Origin of the sequence: Janthinobacterium sp., assembly GCF_009923995.1 — a bacterium.
Lineage (GTDB): Bacteria > Pseudomonadota > Gammaproteobacteria > Burkholderiales > Burkholderiaceae_D > Janthinobacterium.
In genome coordinates this window covers 24,109-39,105 of sequence record NZ_RFSK01000020.1, presented here as the reverse complement: position 1 = coordinate 39,105, position 14,997 = coordinate 24,109, and the positions used below count along the sequence as shown (strand labels likewise).

At 66.6% G+C, this 14,997-nt stretch carries 11 protein-coding genes; 10 read left to right on the top strand and 1 reads right to left on the bottom strand.

The annotated features are described in order from the left end of the window. Nucleotides 1–4: 4 nt before the first annotated feature. From iolC to cobA, 8 genes are all read left to right on the top strand, one after another. Nucleotides 5–1,951 carry a 5-dehydro-2-deoxygluconokinase gene (gene iolC / locus EBS11_RS12400; RefSeq protein WP_290603273.1) on the top strand — a complete coding sequence of 649 codons (1,947 nt, stop codon included), beginning with the start codon at nucleotides 5–7 and terminating at the stop codon, nucleotides 1,949–1,951. Beyond that, a complete protein-coding gene (iolD, locus tag EBS11_RS12395; RefSeq protein ID WP_290603272.1) occupies nucleotides 1,948–3,789 on the top strand; it encodes a 3D-(3,5/4)-trihydroxycyclohexane-1,2-dione acylhydrolase (decyclizing) in 1,842 nt (613 codons plus the stop codon). The genes iolC and iolD overlap by 4 nt, the downstream gene beginning before the upstream one ends. Further along, on the top strand, nucleotides 3,786–4,700 hold the full coding sequence (iolE, locus tag EBS11_RS12390) for a myo-inosose-2 dehydratase (RefSeq protein WP_290603271.1): 915 nt from the start codon (nucleotides 3,786–3,788) through the stop codon (nucleotides 4,698–4,700). Before iolD ends, iolE begins: the two co-directional genes overlap by 4 nt. Next, a complete protein-coding gene (gene iolB / locus EBS11_RS12385; protein WP_290603270.1) occupies nucleotides 4,697–5,491 on the top strand; it encodes a 5-deoxy-glucuronate isomerase in 795 nt (264 codons plus the stop codon). Before iolE ends, iolB begins: the two co-directional genes overlap by 4 nt. Nucleotides 5,492–5,505: 14 nt before the next feature. Next, nucleotides 5,506–7,005, top strand: coding sequence for a CoA-acylating methylmalonate-semialdehyde dehydrogenase (locus tag EBS11_RS12380; RefSeq protein WP_290603269.1), 1,500 nt, complete (start codon nucleotides 5,506–5,508; stop codon nucleotides 7,003–7,005). 75 nt (nucleotides 7,006–7,080) lie between these two features. Continuing rightward, nucleotides 7,081–7,734 (top strand): ANTAR domain-containing protein, encoded by a 654-nt coding sequence (locus EBS11_RS12375; RefSeq protein ID WP_290603268.1) that lies wholly within the window; start codon nucleotides 7,081–7,083, stop codon nucleotides 7,732–7,734. Nucleotides 7,735–7,834: 100 nt separating this feature from the next. Further along, complete coding sequence (locus EBS11_RS12370; protein ID WP_290603267.1) at nucleotides 7,835–9,025, top strand: CmpA/NrtA family ABC transporter substrate-binding protein; 1,191 nt, start codon at nucleotides 7,835–7,837, stop codon at nucleotides 9,023–9,025. 14 nt (nucleotides 9,026–9,039) lie between these two features. After that, nucleotides 9,040–9,813, top strand: coding sequence for a uroporphyrinogen-III C-methyltransferase (gene cobA, locus EBS11_RS12365; RefSeq protein WP_290603266.1), 774 nt, complete (start codon nucleotides 9,040–9,042; stop codon nucleotides 9,811–9,813). Here the strand turns inward: cobA and EBS11_RS12360 are convergent. Continuing rightward, entirely contained in the window at nucleotides 9,810–10,814 is a 1,005-nt protein-coding gene (locus EBS11_RS12360; protein ID WP_290603265.1) for a cyclase family protein, read from the bottom strand. The two genes, cobA and EBS11_RS12360, sit on opposite strands and share 4 nt — an antisense overlap. A 108-nt stretch (nucleotides 10,815–10,922) precedes the next feature. Between EBS11_RS12360 and EBS11_RS12355 the strand changes: the two genes are divergently transcribed. Next, complete coding sequence (locus EBS11_RS12355; RefSeq protein ID WP_290603318.1) at nucleotides 10,923–11,813, top strand: LysR family transcriptional regulator; 891 nt, start codon at nucleotides 10,923–10,925, stop codon at nucleotides 11,811–11,813. 135 nt (nucleotides 11,814–11,948) lie between these two features. Continuing rightward, nucleotides 11,949–14,987, top strand: coding sequence for a CHASE domain-containing protein (locus tag EBS11_RS12350; protein WP_290603264.1), 3,039 nt, complete (start codon nucleotides 11,949–11,951; stop codon nucleotides 14,985–14,987). Nucleotides 14,988–14,997 lie beyond the last annotated feature (10 nt).

Genomic DNA, 14,997 nt, shown 5'->3' with positions numbered 1-14,997 from the left:
AACCATGAATAACCCGACACAATTTGCCCAGGGCCGCGCGCTGGACGTGATCTGCCTGGGCCGCCTGGCCGTGGACCTGTACGCGCAGCAGATCGGCAGCCCGCTGGAAGACGCGACGAGTTTCGCCAAGTACCTGGGCGGCTCGTCGGCGAACATCGCCTTCGGCACGGCCCGCCTGGGCTTGAAGTCCGCCATGCTGTCGACAGTGGGCGACGACCACATGGGCCGTTTCCTCACAGACACCTTGTCGAAGGAAGGCTGCGACGTCAGCCATGTGGGCATCGACAAGGAACGCCTGACGGCCCTGGTAATGCTGGGCATCAAGGATAAAAACACCTTCCCGCTGATTTTTTACCGGGAAAACTGCGCCGACATGGCCATCGCCCCCGAGTCGGTGGAGGCGGCCTTCATCGCGTCGAGCAAGGCGCTGTTGATCACCGGCACGCATTTCTCGACCAGCGCCATGCATGCCGTCAGCACGCAAGCCCTGAAACTGGCGCGCGCCAATAATGTGCGCACCGTGCTCGACATCGATTACCGGCCCGTGCTGTGGGGCTTGTCGGGCAAGGCGGATGGCGAAACGCGCTTCGTCTCGAACGACGGCGTGACCAGCCATCTGCAAGGCATCCTGCCGCAATTCGACCTGGTCGTGGGCACGGAAGAGGAATTCATGATCGCCGGCGGCGGCGCCGACATCATGGCCAGCTTGCGCGCCGTGCGGGCCGCCACCCTGGCCACGCTCGTCGTCAAGCGCGGACCGCTGGGCAGCGCCGTCATCGACAGCGTGGTACCGCACAGCCTGGACGACGCGTATAACTACCGTGGCGTGCGCGTGGAGGTGCTGAACGTATTGGGCGCGGGCGACGCCTTTATTTCCGGATTCCTGAAAGGCTGGCTGCGCGGCGAAGGCTATGAGGCTTGCTGCCGCTACGCGAATGCCTGCGGCGCCCTCGTCGTGTCGCGCCACGGCTGCGCGCCGGCCATGCCGTCGCCCGTCGAACTCGACTATTTCCTGGCGAATGCGGCCAGGCTCACGCAGCCGGACCAGGATGCCACCCTGTCCCGCCTGCACCGCACGACGGTGGCGCGCAAGGAGTGGGACGAGCTGTGCGTGTTTGCCTTCGATCACCGCACGCAATTCTTTGAGCTGGCGCAACAGACGGGCGCGCCCGAAGCGCGCATCGCCGCCTTGAAGCAGCTGATGGTGCAAGCCGTGGCGCAGACGGAAACGGCCTTGCAGCTGGCCGGCAAGACGGGCGTGCTGATCGATGGCCGCTACGGCGTCGATGCCCTCAACGATGCGACGGGGCGGGGCTGGTGGATAGGCCGTCCCGTGGAACTGCCGGGATCGAACCCGCTGCAGTTCGACTGGGGCCGCTCCATCGGCTCGCACCTGCTCAGCTGGCCGAAGGAGCACGTGATCAAGTGCCTGGTGCAGCTGCATCCGGACGACGCCGTGGAAAACCGGCTGGAACAGGAAGCGCAGATCAAGGCCCTGTATGACGCGGCGCAAGTGAGCGGCCACGAACTGCTGCTGGAAGTGATTCCGTCCGACGCACTGCCACAGCATGACGACACCGTCTTGCGCGCCGTCAAGCGCCTGTACAACCTGGGCATCTACCCGGAATGGTGGAAGCTGGAAAGCATGTCGGCCAAGCAATGGCAAGCCATCGATGCGCTCGTGCACGAACGCGATCCGTATTGCCGTGGCGTCGTATTACTCGGCTTGAACGCCCCCATCGATGCGCTGGCTGCCAGCTTCGAGCAGGCCAGCGCCAGCACCACCTGCCGGGGCTTCATGGTGGGGCGCACCATCTTCCAGGAGCCGAGCCGCCGCTGGCTGGCGGGCGAACTCGACGACGCGGGCCTGATCGCCGCCGTGCGTGCCAACTTCGAGCAGCTCATCGTGCTGTGGCAGCGCACGCGCAACCGCCTGGAGCGTGCAGCATGAGCGCAACTAGCCATAACACCATCCGCCTGACCATGGCGCAGGCGCTGGTCCGCTACCTGGCCGCCCTGCGCACGGAAGAGGGCGTGCCTTTGTTCGGCGGCGCCTTTGCCATCTTTGGCCACGGCAACGTGGCGGGCCTGGGCGAGGCGCTGTACCAGTACCGCGAGCAATTTCCCACGTTCCGCGCGCACAACGAGCAGGCGATGGCGCATGCGGCCATTGCCTATGCGAAAGCGCACATGCGCCGGCGCATGCTGGCCGTCACCAGCTCCATCGGCCCCGGTGCCACGAATCTGCTGACGGCGGCGGCACTGGCCCACGTGAATCGCTTGCCCGTGCTCCTGCTGCCCGGCGACGTGTTCGTCTCGCGCGCGCCGGACCCCGTGCTGCAGCAGCTGGAAGATGCCGGCGATGGCAGCGTCTCGGTGAACGACGCCTTCAAACCCTTGTCGCGCTATTTCGACCGCATCGTCTATCCGGAACAGTTGCTCACCGCCTTGCCACGGGCCATCGCCGCCTTGACGGACCCGGCCGCCTGCGGTCCCGTCACCTTGTCCTTGCCGCAAGACGTGCAAACCATGGCGTATGACTACCCGGAAGAATTCTTTACCCCGCGCACCGTGCGTTTCCGCGCCGTGCCGCCCGTGGAGCAGGAACTGGAAGAAGCGGCCGCCTTGCTGAAGAACGCCAGGCAGCCGCTGATCGTGGCCGGAGGCGGCGTGCTGTATGGCAAGGCCAGTGCCGCCTTGCAGGCGTTTGCCGAACGCCACGGCATACCCGTGGCGGAAACGCAGGCGGGCAAGAGCAGCTTGCCGTGGGACCATCCGCTGCAGCTGGGCGCCATCGGCGTGACGGGTTCGCCCGCCGCCAATGCCCTGGCGGCGGACGCCGACGTGGTGCTGGCCGTGGGCACGCGCCTGCAGGATTTCACGACGGGCTCGAACTCGCTGTTTGCGCAGGCGCAACTGGTCAGCCTGAACGTCAACAGTTTTGACGCCCTGAAACGCCGTGGGCTGGGCCTGCAGGCGGACGCGACGCTGGGCTTGCAAGGCCTGTCGCGTCTGCTGGGCAGCTGGAACAGCGCGGGCCAGTGGCTGGACCGGGCACAGCAGGCAGGCCATGCCTGGCGCGCGACGGTGGCCGGCATCACGGGCAAGCGCGAGGTGGCGGGCTTGCCGTACGACGGCGAAGTCATCGGCGCCGTGCAGCGCTCTTCCGCCGACTCGACCAGCCGCGACATCGTCGTCTGCGCGGCGGGCACCTTGCCGGCGGAACTGCATAAACTGTGGCGCACGTCCACGCCCGGTGGCTACCACATGGAATACGGCTACTCCTGCATGGGCTATGAGATCGCCGGCGGCCTGGGCGTCAAGATGGCCAAGCCCGATGCGGATGTGATCGTCATGGTGGGCGACGGCAGCTACCTGATGATGAATTCGGAAATCGCCACCTCCGTCATGCTCGATCAAAAACTCATCATCGTCGTGCTGGACAACCGGGGCTACGGCTGCATCAACCGCCTGCAGCAGGCTTGCGGCAATGCCTCGTTCAACAACATGCTGCCCGACAGCGCACCCCGCATCGACTTCGCCCTGCATGCGCGGTCGCTGGGCGCGCTGTCCGAGCACGTTGCCAATATTAGCGAACTGGAACAGGCCATGCTGCGTGCCCGCGAAGCATCGCGCACGTATCTGATCTGCATCAATACGGATGCCAAGCGCACGACGGAGGAGGGCGGCTGCTGGTGGGAAGTGGCCGTGCCCGAAGTCTCGACCCAGCCCGGCGTGCAAGCTGCGCGCGCCCGTTATGAACTCGACCGCCAAGGACAACAGAAATGAACACATGGAATGTGAAGATCGGCATCAACCCGATTTCGTGGATGAACGACGACTTGCCGTCGCTGGGCGGCGAGACACCCCTGGAAACGGCCCTGAAGGAAGGCGCCGAGATCGGCTACGTGGGCTTTGAATTGGGCAACAAGTTTCCGAAAGATGCCCCGGCCCTGAACGCCGTGCTGGGAAAATATAATCTCGCCTGCGTTTCCGGCTGGTATTCGGGCCGCCTGGCCCATCGTTCGGTCGAAGAGGAGATCGCCTCCGTCGGCCCGCATCTGCGCCTGCTGGCCGACAGCGGCGCCACCGTCATGGTCTATGGCGAAGTGGCCGATGCCATCCAGGGCGAGCCGCGCCCTTTATATAAGCGCCCCCGCTTCCAGACGCAGCAGCAGTGGCAGGAATATGCCGACAAATTGACGGCCTTTGCCGCGCACTTGCTGGCGCACGGCGTGCGCCTGGCCTATCACCACCACATGGGCGCCTACGTGGAAACGCCGGCGGACGTGGATCAGCTGTTGGCCTTGACGGGGCCGGAAGTGGGCTTGCTGTTCGACACGGGTCACATCACCTTTGCCGGCGGCGATGCGCTGGCGGTGCTCAATCAACATATAGCCCGCATCTGCCACGTGCATTGCAAGGACGTGCGCCCCGGCGTGGTGAAGCTGGCGAGGAATGGCCACTGGAGCTTCCTGCAGGCCGTCATCAATGGCGCCTTCAGCGTGCCGGGCGACGGCAGCATCGATTTTCCGTCCATCCTGGCGGCCCTGTACCGCCACGGCTACACGGGCTGGCTGGTGGTGGAAGCGGAGCAGGACCCGGCCGTTGCACCCAGCTATCAATATGCCAAGATGGGCCATGATTACCTGGCGCGGCTCGTCGCTGACATCCCCCGCCTGGGCCGGGAGGCAGCATGAGCCCGCTTCTGGTGAAGGCAGGGCCCGGCGCCACCATCGTCGAAGTCACGCCCGCGTCGGCCGGCTGGACGCACGTGGGCTTTGCCGCGCACCGGCTGGCGGCTGGCGAACAGTTGAATCTGGACACGGGCAGCCGCGAACTGTGCATCGTCGTGCTGACGGGCACGGTGACGGTGCAGGCGGGCGACCAGGCGTGGCGCGAGATCGGTGTCCGTCAAAGCGTGTTTGAAGAGCGTTCTCCCCATGCCGTGTACGTGCCGCTGGAAACAGCTGTGCGCATCACTGCCGTGAGCAGTGCCGAGGTGGCCCTGTGCAGCGCGCCGGCCACCACCCGCCGTCCGGCGCGCCTGATCGACCCGCAGTCGATGACGCGCTCCGTGCGCGGCAAGGGCGCGAATACCCGCTATGTGTGCGACATCCTGCCGCAGACGGCCGAGGCGGACGGCTTGCTGGTGGTGGAAGTGGTGACGCCGTCCGGCCACTCGTCCAGTTATCCGCCGCACAAGCACGACAGCGACAATATTCCGCTGGAAAGTTCGCTGGAAGAAACGTATTACCACCGCCTCAATCCCGAGCAGGGCTTTGCCTACCAGAGAGTCTACACGGACGACCGTTCCATCGACGAAGCCATGGCCGTGGAAAACCACGACGTGGTGATGGTGCCCCGGGGCTACCACCCCGTCACCGTGCCGTATGGCTATGACGGCTATTACCTGAACGTGATGGCCGGCCCAAAACGCGTGTGGCATTTCAAAAACGACCCGGCCCATGACTGGCTGATGACGAAATAAACGAGGACAAGAAAATGACAACGCAACAGATCGGTCACTTTATCGGTGGCAACCCCATGGCCTCGCGCTCCGAGCGCACGAGCGACGTCTACAATCCCGCCACGGGCGCCGTGACGGCCAAGGTGGCGCTGGCCACGCCGAGCGAACTGAACGCGGCCGTGGCCGCCGCCCACGCAGCCTTTCCCGCCTGGTCGCAAACGTCGCCGCTGCGCCGTGCGCGCGTCATGTTCAAGTTCAAGGAGTTGCTGGAAGAACATTCGGACCAGCTGGCCGCGCTGATCACGGCGGAGCACGGCAAAGTCTTCACGGATGCGAAAGGGGAAGTGACGCGCGGCATCGAAGTGGTGGAGTTTGCCTGCGGCATCCCGCAAATGATGAAGGGGGAATATTCGGAACAGGTGGCCGGCGGCATCGACGCCTGGTCCATCCGCCAGGCGCTGGGCGTATGTGTGGGCATCACGCCCTTCAACTTTCCCGTCATGGTGCCGATGTGGATGTTCCCCATGGCCATAGCCTGCGGCAATACCTTTGTCTTGAAACCGTCGGAGCGCGATCCGTCCGCCAGCCTGCTGCTGGCGCAGCTGTTGACGGACGCGGGCCTGCCGGACGGCGTCTTCAACGTGGTGCAGGGCGACAAGGAAGCCGTGGACGGCTTGCTGCACCACCCGGACGTGCGCGCCGTCAGCTTCGTCGGTTCCACGCCGATCGCCGAATACATCTATGCCACGGGCTGCGCCCAGGGCAAGCGCGTGCAAGCCCTGGGCGGCGCGAAGAACCACATGGTCGTCATGCCGGACGCGGATATTGCGCAGACGGTGGACGCCCTGATGGGCGCGGCCTTCGGTTCGGCCGGCGAGCGCTGCATGGCCATTTCCGTCGTCGTGGCGGTGGGCCATGTGGGTGACCAGCTGGTGGAGGCGCTCGTGCCCCGTATCGCTGCCCTGAAGATCACGCAGGGCATGGACTTGAGCGCGGAAATGGGTCCCGTGGTGACGCAGGTGCACAAGGACAAGATCGCCGGCTATATCGCCACGGGCGTGCAGGAAGGCGCCAGGCTGGTGGCCGACGGGCGCGGTTTCGTCCTGCCTGGCCACGAAAAGGGCTTTTTCCTCGGCGGCAGCCTGTTCGACCATGTCACGCCGGAGATGACGATCTACAAGGAGGAAATCTTCGGCCCCGTGCTGTGCATCGTGCGCGTGCCCGACTTTGCCACGGCGCTGGAGCTGGTCAATGCGCACGAGTACGGCAACGGCACGGCCATCTACACGCGCGATGGCAACACGGCGCGCGAATACACGCACCGCGTGCAGGTGGGGATGGTGGGTGTGAATGTACCGATTCCCGTGCCGATGGCCTTCCACAGCTTCGGCGGCTGGAAGCGCAGCCTGTTCGGCGACCACCACGCGCATGGCCCGGAATCCGTGCGTTTCTACACGAAACAGAAGGCCGTGACCCAGCGCTGGCCCGCGTCGACGGCCGCCGGGGCCGAGTTTGCCATGCCGACCCTGAAGTAATTCCGCTGTAAAAACGGCTGGATCGCTTCTTGCTTACTGCAATGGTTAATTGTTTAGCCATTGCAGATCACTTCCATGACGTCCAGCCGTACCCCGCCAGCGCCAGACCGCCCCTTGCGCATCGTTGTCGTCAATACCATCGTCGAGCACGGCGTGCACGGGGACGTGGCGCTGGCGGCCCAGGTGCAGCGCGGCAACGCCTTGCGCATCGGCCTGCTGGAATCGGGCTTCGACATCGTCGCCTCGCTGCCGGCCGACCTCTATCTTCCTGAACGCATCGCGCAGTTGCAGCCCGACCTCATCATCATCGATGCGGAATCGGATGCGCGCGACGTGCTCGAACACATCGTCATCGCCACGCGCGACGAGCGCCGCCCCATCGTCCTGTTTACGGAAGACGGTGCCACGGCCAGCATCGACGCGGCCATGGCGGCGGGCGTCTCCGCCTACATCGTGGCCGGCCTGCAGGCCGAACGCATCCTGCCCGTGCTGAACGTGGCGCTGGCGCGCTTTCGCCAGGAAGAGAAATTGCGGGCCGAATTGAGCGAATCGCGCCACAAGTTGCTGGAACGCAAAGTCATCGAGCGGGCCAAGGGCCTGCTGATGACCCACCACGGCTTGACGGAAGAGCAGGCCTACCAGCGCCTGCGCAGCATGGCCATGAACAAGAAGCTGAAACTGGCCGATATCGCCCAGCGCATCCTCGACGTGGAGGATTTGCTGGGATGAACGGGTATTCTTATTTTCGTGACCTGGTTTGTGACGTATCGTGGTGCAACGCACCATCCTGGTGCATCCATGCCGGGGCCGTCAAGCAAAGGACTTGGGTATGACAGAGCAAACGGGCAGGCAAGCGGACGGCAGCGCCCAGGTGATGCGCTCCACGCAGCCGGAAAAACAGCTGATCCGCATCGGCTACCTGCCGCTGGCCGACTGTGCCTCGCTGGTGATGGCGTCGAAGCTGGGGCTGGATGAAAAATACGGCATCAAGATCGAGCTGAGCCGCGAGATGTCGTGGGCCGGCGTGCGCGACAAACTGAACAGCGGCGAACTCGACGCGGCCCACGTGTTGTACGGCCTCGTGTATGGCGTGCAGATGGGCATCGGCGGGCAGCAGCATGACATGGCCGTGCTGATGAACCTCAACCACAGCGGCCAGGCCGTGACCCTGTCGGCGGCGCTGGCGCGCGAGGGGGCACGCGACGGCGAGTCGCTGGCGCGCCACATGCGCGGCGCGGCGCGGCCGTTTGCGTTTGCGCATACTTTCCCCACCGGCAATCACGCGATGCTGCTGCAATACTGGCTGGCCGCGCACGGCATCGATCCGCTGCGCGATGCGCGCGTGATGACGGTGCCGCCGTCGCAGATGGTGGCCGCCTTGCGCGCGGGCCAGATGGATGGCTTTTGCGCGGGCGAGCCGTGGGGTTACAAGGCCATCGTCGAGGGCGTAGGCGTGACGGCCGTCACCAGCGGGCAGATCTGGCCCGAGCATCCGGGCAAGGTGCTGGGCACCAGCGCCGCCTTCGCGCGCGCGCATCCGCATGCCTGCCGTGCCCTGATCGCCGCCGTGCTGGAGGCGGGGCGCTGGATCGATGCCAGCGACGAACACCGCCTGGCCACGGCCGGCGCCCTGGCCGAGCCCGCCTATCTGAACACGCCGCAGGAAATGCTGGCGCCGCGCATCCTCGGCCACTACCAGGATGGCCTGGGCCGGACGTGGCACGAGGCGCAGGGCTTGCGCTTTCACGGCGACGGTGCCGTCAATTTCCCCTACCTGTCCGACGGCATGTGGTTCATGACCCAGCACCGGCGCTGGGGCTTGCTGCGCGACGAACCCGATTACCAGGCCGTGGCCGGACAGGTCAACCGCATCGACCTGTACCGCCAGGCGGCTGAGATGACGGGCACGCCCGTGCCGGCGTCCCTCATGCGCGCGTCGACCCTGTGCGACGGCGTGGTCTGGGATGGCAGCGCGCCGGAAACGTATGCGGCGTCGTTTGCCATTGGTAATTTTTTTTGAAGGGGGACTTTCTCATGGCACAACTCGGTAGCGTGACCCTGGTGGGCGCCGGCCCCGGCGACCCGGATTTGCTGACGATCAAGGCCGTGAAAGCCATCGCAGGGGCGGACGTGGTGCTCATTGACGACCTCGTCAACCCGGCCGTGCTGGCCCATGCGGCACCCGGCGTGCGCGTGGTCGAGGTGGGCAAGCGGGGCGGCTGCGCTTCCACGCCGCAAGCCTTCATCGAACGCCTGATGCTCGCGGAAGCGCGGGCGGGGCAGCACGTGGTGCGCCTGAAAGGGGGCGACCCGTATCTGTTCGGGCGCGGCGGCGAGGAGCGCGCCTACCTGCGCAGCCACGGCGTGGCCGTCGAGGTGATACCGGGCATCAGCAGCGGCCTGGCCGCGCCGGCGTGCATCGGCGTGCCGCTGACGCACCGCGGCTGGAGCCAGGGCGCCATCTTCGTCACGGGCCATGGCAAGGACAGCGCTTCTGAGCCGAACTGGACGGCACTGGCGCAGAGCCGGCTCACCCTCGTCATCTACATGGGCGTGGCCAGGGTGGCGGCCATCCAGGCGGGCTTGCTGGGCGGCGGCATGGTGCCCGGCACGCCCGTGGCCGTGGTGCAATCGGCCAGCCTGCCGGCGCAGCGCCACCTGCTGAGCACCTTGCAAGCCTTGCCCGCCGACCTGCTGGCCAGCGGCCTGGGCAGCCCCAGCATCATCGTCGTGGGCGAAGTGGTGCGCTGCGCCGATGCGTGGGATGCGCATGGCGCGCCGGGCGTGTTCGCTGCCACCGGACGCTAGCGGATCGGCAGCGCCACGGGACGGATGGGCGCCGCGTCGCCGCCGCGGAATTTCAAGGAGGCGCCGATGAAGGCAAACTGGTAGACCTTGTCGCGCGACAGGGCTTCCAGGTCGACCAGTTCCAGGATGGGCGTGCCCTGCTGCGCCAGCAGATACGTGTGCACGGGCAGGTAATTGCCTGCCACTTCGGACGGGAAGGCCTCGAAGCTGAGGTTATCCGCGCCCACCACCATGGCGCCGCCGTCTTCCACGAGGAATTTCGCCGCGTCCAGCGCCAGGCCGGGCGGATTGGCCATGTAGGCTTGCGCCTGCTCATAGTGCTGCATGCGGCCCGTGCGTATCAGCACCACGTCGCCTTTTTCCAGCGTCACCTTCTGTTGCGCCAGCGCGGCGCGCAAATCCTGCCGCGTGACCCGGTAATTGTCGGGCAGCTGGGACAGGCCCTTGGCCACGGCCACGTCGATCAGCACGCCGCGCGCGACGATGGGCGGCAGCTTTTCCGCGCCCGTCACGGTCCAGCCCCGGTCGCCCAGGTATTGCTCTTCCGTAAAGCCGTTCCAGATCTTGCCGTTCAGGCCGAAGTGATTCAGCGCGTCGATATGCGTGCCCATGTGCGCATACATGGACACGGCCGAGCCCGTATAACTGACGTGGCGGTTCATCTGTTCGCCCACGTGCATGGAATCGGCCACCACGTTGCCCTTCGGCGTATGCGTCATCCACATCTGGTAGGGCGGGTCGCCGGCCGCCTGCCAGCTGGGCATGCCGACATAGAAATCGACGGCCAGGTCATAGCTCCTGCCGCCGTCGATGCGGGCCAGGATGGCGGCGCGCGAGGCCGGCGTCATCAGGTTCAGGCGGCCGATCTCGTCCTTCGGGCCCCAGGGGCTGATGCCCACGTCGGGCAGGGTGGCGCCGGCCGGGGCGGCCGGGCCGGCCTGTACTGCGCCAGCGAGCAGGGCCAGCAGCAGGGTGCCCAGGGCGGTGCTTGGTGTGAACATGGAGTGCTCCTTGTGTCAGGTGAGGAAAGAAGCCTCCATCATATTGTTTTTCATTTCAATGATAATCAGCGATAAAATAATAAGATATTCAACTGTAAGGAAAGAATGATGGATGTCCTGGCGCACATGCGCGTGTTCCGCGCCGTCGTCGAGCGCGACAGTTTCAGCAAGGCGGCGCTGGAGCTGAACCAGTCGGCGGCGGCCATCAGCAAGCAGGTGCGCCAGCTGGAAGAGCGCCTGGGCACCTTGCTGCTGGTGCGCACGACGCGGCGCATGAGCCTGTCGGACGGCGGGCGTGCCTACTATCTTGAATGCTGCCGCCTGCTCGACGAGATCGCCGCGCTGGAAGTGGCCACGCGCGGCTGCGCCGGCAAGGTGGCGGGGCGGCTGCGCGTGAATGCGCCCCTGTCGTTCGGCCTGAAAGTGCTGTCGCCGCTGCTGCCCGCCTTCATGGCGCGCTATCCGGACGTCAGGCCCGAGCTGACCCTGGACGACCGCCTGCGCGACGTGGTGGGCGAGGGCTATGACGTGTCGCTGCGCATCCGCGCCGCCCTGGCCGATTCCACCCTGGTGGCGCGCCGCCTGGGTGATGTGGAGCAGATGATCTGCGCGGCGCCCGCCTACCTGGCGCGGCGCGGCACGCCCCGGCAGGCGACGGATCTGCACGGCCACGATTGCCTGGCCTACCGCCTGGCCGACAGCCCCGGCGTGTGGCAGCTCGACGGCCCGGAAGGGGCCAGCAGCATCGTCCTGCCCGTGCGTTTTTCCGCCGACAACAGCCTGATGCTGGCCGACATGCTGGTGGCCGGCATCGGCGTGGGCGCGTTGCCATCGTTCATCGCCGCGCCGCTGCTGGCCAGCGGCGCCCTCGCGCGCGTGCTGCCGTCGCACGCCATGGCCAGGCGCGGCGTGTATGCGCTGACGCCGGACGGCCGCCACGTGCCGCAACGGGTGCGCGCCTTCTGCGACTTCCTGGCCGAGGCATGGCAGCCGGGCTGAGGTGTTTTCCAGGGCAACTATCGGGCGCGCTTTTTTTCGCCCGCAAGCGCGTCGCGCAGGGGCTTTGATAGTATCCTCGTACCTGCTGTGCGCAAATGCGCCCTACATTCGAGGAACCGGAATAAGCGATCGACAATGCACACTTTGAGCAAGGGCGGGACGGTATCAGGCATCAGGATCTGGGCGGGAGGCTTGCTGCTGGCGCTGGCCGTGGGCGGCGCCCTGTACGCGGGCGCGGCGCGCACGGTCAACGACGACGCGGCGCAGCGTTTCGACAATCTGACGCACGCCGCCCAGCATAGCCTGGCCACGCGCGTCAAAAGCTATTCCGACCTGCTGCGCGGCCTCGAAGCGCTGTTCCGCACCAGCGACCATCTGACGCGCCGCCAGTTCCACGACTACGTGACGGGCCTCGATATCGCGCGCCAGTTTCCCGCCATCGAATCGGTCAACTATGCGGTGGCCGTGACGCCGGCGCAGCGCGCCGCCTATATCGAGGCCGTGCGCAAGGACACCAGCCTGTCGCCGGGCGGCTATCCCGGCTTTGCCATCCGCCCGCCCGGCGAGCGCCCGGAATATGCGGTGCTCACCTACCTGGAGCCCGACTCCCTGCTGGCCGAACGCATGGGCGTCGACATCGGCGCCAATCCGCTGGTGGCGCAGGCCCTGGCGCAGGCGCGCGACAGCGGCGAAGTCGGCGCCTCGGGGCAGGTGATCATGATCAAGGGGCCGCCCGCGCACGTGGGCCTGGGCATGCGCCTGCCCGTGTACCGCAACGGCATGCCGCAGGGCAGCGTGGCCGAGCGCCGCGCCGCTTACCAGGGTTCCGTGGGCATCGGCTTCGGCGTGGCGCAGCTGGTGCACAGCGCGCTCGAACGCAGCGCCCTCGAACCGCTGGGCCTGATCCTGTACAGCGCCACGGAGCCCTTGCCGGCCGATGGCGACGTGCGCATCACGCCGCAGGACCGCCTGCTGTTCAACGATGACGGCGACCTGGCGGTGGCGCCGCCGCAGCCGGGCAGCGATGCGGACTATTTCGACCAGGTGCTGCCCATCGTGTACCAGGGCGGGGTGTGGAAAGCGCATTTCCGCGTGCGCAAGGCGGAGCTGTACAGCGGCTTTGACCGCTATTTCCCGTGGCTGGCGCTGGCCGTCGGCCTGGCGGGCACCATGCTGATCTACGGCTACATCTATACCCTGTACCGCTCGCGGCGCAGCGCCATTACGCAGCGCACCCTGCTCGACACGGTGCTCGACAGCGTCGACGCCTATGTCTACATGAAGGATGAAGACCTGCGCTACCGCTACGTGAATGCCCGCACGGCGGCCATCCTGGGCCGCTCCGTGGACCAGGTGATCGGCCGCCGTGACGGCGAGCTGATGCTCGGTGACGCGGCCGCCGCGTCGCAGCGCACCGAACGCCAGGTCTTCGACAGCGGCACCAAGTTCGTCGGCGAGGAGCGCTTCGTCGATGCGCAGGGCCAGGTGCACCATCTGTGGAGCGTCAAGGTGCCGCTCGGCCTGCCCGGCCCCGTGACGGGCCTGATCGGGCTGTCCACCGACGTGACGGAGCTGCACCGCCTGAAGGAACAGGCCGACGCGGCCAGCCAGGCCAAGAGCGACTTCCTGTCGAACATGAGCCATGAAATCCGCACGCCGATGAACAGCATCATCGGCATGGCGCACCTGGCCCTGAAATCGGTGGCCGACGTGCGCCAGCGCGACTACCTGCAAAAAATCTACCACTCGGGCCAGCATCTGCTGGGCCTGATCAACGACATCCTCGATTTTTCCAAGATCGAGGCGGGCAAGCTGGAACTGGAAGTGCTGGACTTCCGCCTCGATACCCTGCTGGCGAACATCGCCAGCCAGCTGGGCGATGCGGCCGCCGTCAAGGGCCTGGTGCTGCAGTTCGATATCGCGCCGGAATTGCCGCAGCGCTGGCGCGGCGACCCGCTGCGCCTGGAGCAGGTCTTGCTGAACCTGGCCAGCAACGCCATCAAGTTTTCCGACAATGGCAGCATCTTCGTGCGCGTGCGCCAGTCCGAGGAGCGCGCCAGCCATACCGTGCTGCGCTTCGAGGTGCAGGACCGGGGCATCGGCATGAGCCAGGAAGAGGTGGCGCAGCTGTTCCGCTCCTTCCACCAGGCCGACCCGTCGACCACGCGCCGGTACGGCGGCAGCGGCCTGGGACTGGTGATCAGCAAGCAGCTCGCTGAACTCATGAAGGGCAAGGTGGGCGTGTACAGCCAGCCGGGCCAGGGCAGCACCTTCTGGTTCACGGCGCGCCTGGAAAAATGCGCGCAGGCCAGCGACGAAGGCATCGCCGAAGTGGAGCCGGAAGTGCTGGGCGTGATCCGCGGCGCGTCCATCCTGCTGGTGGAAGACAATGTCTTCAGCCAGCAGGTGGGCTGCGAACTGCTGGAAGACGCCGGCGCCACCGTCTGCGTGGCCGGCAATGGCCGCGAGGCGCTGGAACTGCTGTCCCGCCAGCGCTACGACTGCGTGCTGATGGACGTGCAGATGCCGGAAATGGACGGCTTCGAGGCGACGCGGCGCATCCGCGCCGATCCGCGCCTGGCCGGCCTGCTGGTGATCGCCATGACGGCCAACGCGGGCAGCGAGGACCGCGCGCGCTGCCTGGAGGCGGGCATGGACGAATTCGTGACCAAGCCGATCGCGCCCAACCTGCTGTTCCACCTGCTGGCGAAATGGTTCCGCCTGCGCGGCGGCATCGGCGGCATGGGCGGCATGGCCCACGTCCAGGCGGCGGGCCGGGGCCATGCGCCGGCGCCGGCGGCGCGGGCGCCGGAAGGGCGCGACACGGCCATCCTCGACCTGGCCACGCTGGCCCTCACGTTCAGCAATGACGCCATCAAGATGCGCAAGTATGCCCAGCTGTTCCTCGACACGGCGCGCGACGGCATCGCCGAAATGGAGCAGGCCATGGCGCTGGAAGACCTGGGACGCCTGGCGGACCTGGGCCACCGCAGCAAATCATCGGCGCTGGCCGTGGGCGCGCACGCGTTCGCCGCCCTGTGCCTGTCGATCGAAGGCTTGCGCCTGGGCGGCGACATGCAGCAGGCGCGCGCCTTGCTGACGGCGCTGGGCCCGGCCCTGGCGCAGGTGGCGGAACAAATTTCGCTGGAATTTGCCGCCAGCGACGCCCCCTGACGCAGGCAGC

Bases quoted from the DNA above. Each gene is read 5' to 3' on its own strand.
- iolB (WP_290603270.1), top strand. From the start codon at position 4,697: ATGAGCCCGCTTCTGGTGAAGGCAGGGCCCGGCGCCACCATCGTCGAA.
- EBS11_RS12360 (WP_290603265.1), bottom strand. From the start codon at position 10,814: ATGTTCACACCAAGCACCGCCCTGGGCACCCTGCTGCTGGCCCTGCTC.
- iolE (WP_290603271.1), top strand. From the start codon at position 3,786: ATGAACACATGGAATGTGAAGATCGGCATCAACCCGATTTCGTGGATG.
- EBS11_RS12370 (WP_290603267.1), top strand. From the start codon at position 7,835: ATGACAGAGCAAACGGGCAGGCAAGCGGACGGCAGCGCCCAGGTGATG.
- EBS11_RS12380 (WP_290603269.1), top strand. From the start codon at position 5,506: ATGACAACGCAACAGATCGGTCACTTTATCGGTGGCAACCCCATGGCC.
- EBS11_RS12375 (WP_290603268.1), top strand. From the start codon at position 7,081: ATGACGTCCAGCCGTACCCCGCCAGCGCCAGACCGCCCCTTGCGCATC.
- cobA (WP_290603266.1), top strand. From the start codon at position 9,040: ATGGCACAACTCGGTAGCGTGACCCTGGTGGGCGCCGGCCCCGGCGAC.
- iolC (WP_290603273.1), top strand. From the start codon at position 5: ATGAATAACCCGACACAATTTGCCCAGGGCCGCGCGCTGGACGTGATC.
- EBS11_RS12355 (WP_290603318.1), top strand. From the start codon at position 10,923: ATGGATGTCCTGGCGCACATGCGCGTGTTCCGCGCCGTCGTCGAGCGC.
- EBS11_RS12350 (WP_290603264.1), top strand. From the start codon at position 11,949: ATGCACACTTTGAGCAAGGGCGGGACGGTATCAGGCATCAGGATCTGG.
- iolD (WP_290603272.1), top strand. From the start codon at position 1,948: ATGAGCGCAACTAGCCATAACACCATCCGCCTGACCATGGCGCAGGCG.